We start from the raw sequence: 1,009 nt of genomic DNA, 5'->3' as shown, positions 1-1,009 counted from the left end.
AGCAGGCTCCGGTGGCCATCCTCATTCGCTTGCCATGCGGCAAGTAGCTTCGTGGCCTCCGGTGATAGAGTCCGCCGTCCAGGTCGAAGGGGGTTCACCATGACGCTGAGCGTCGAGGAAAGCAGCCGGCTGTCCGGTCTGCTGACTGGTCACGCCGAGCGGATCATGCAGCGCTGGACGGAGATCATCGCGAGCTCGCTACGCGGGCGGCTCAGTCAGGGAGAGCTGCGTCGGCAGGTGCAGGAGCTGCACTCTAGCATGATCACCGCCAGTGATCAGGGTGCCGGCGACCTCGACGCCGAGCAGGCCGCGGAGCTGCGCGCCGTGCTCTCCGAGCTGTCCCGGGGCCGCGCCCGGCAGGGCTTCTCCGCCTCCGAGACCGCCATCAGCGTGTTCTCCCTCAAGGACGTGCTGCTGGAGCTGATGGAGGCCGAGGACAGCCCCTACACGCTCCGCGACTACGTCGCCTTCTCCGGGCTGATCGACCAGATGGGTCTGTTCACCTTCGAGAGCTACGTACGCACCCGCGAGAGCCTCATCGCCGACCAGGCGGAGCAACTGCTGGAGCTCTCCACGCCGGTGGTGAAGCTCTGGGAGGGCGTGGTCGCCGTGCCGCTGGTCGGCACCCTCGACTCGGCCCGGGCCCAGGTGGTGATGGAGCGACTGCTCCAGACCCTGGTCGACACCAGCTCGCCCTACGCGATCATCGACATCACCGGCGTACCGGCGGTGGACACCCAGGTCGCCCAGCACATCCTCAAGACCGTGGTGGCCGCCCGCCTGATGGGCGCCGACTGCATCATCTCCGGCATCCGGCCACAGATCGCGCAGACCATCGTGGCCCTGGGCATCGAGTTCGGCGACATCGCCACCAAGGCCAGCCTCGCCGACGCGCTGCGGCACGTGCTCCGGCTCACCGGGGCCGACACCGGCCGCCGCCACCGCCGGGAGGTCTGATGGAGCGGGTGCCGATCCTCAAGATCGGCGACATGCTGCTGGTCTCCATCCA

Annotated in this window: 1 protein-coding gene; it reads left to right on the top strand. The window is 68.3% G+C overall.

Annotated features, from left to right (window positions below; translation table 11 throughout):
• Positions 1-99: 99 nt before the first annotated feature.
• Positions 100-957: an STAS domain-containing protein gene (locus AB0E94_RS53325; RefSeq protein WP_357085453.1), complete on the top strand. Its 858-nt coding sequence runs from the start codon at positions 100-102 to the stop codon at positions 955-957.
• Positions 958-1,009: the final 52 nt, after the last annotated feature.

It is taken from the genome of Actinoplanes sp. NPDC026670 (assembly GCF_040638175.1).
Lineage (GTDB): Bacteria > Actinomycetota > Actinomycetes > Mycobacteriales > Micromonosporaceae > Actinoplanes.
Note: the sequence above shows the minus strand (reverse complement) of the source record. Positions and strands in the feature narration are given on the sequence as shown.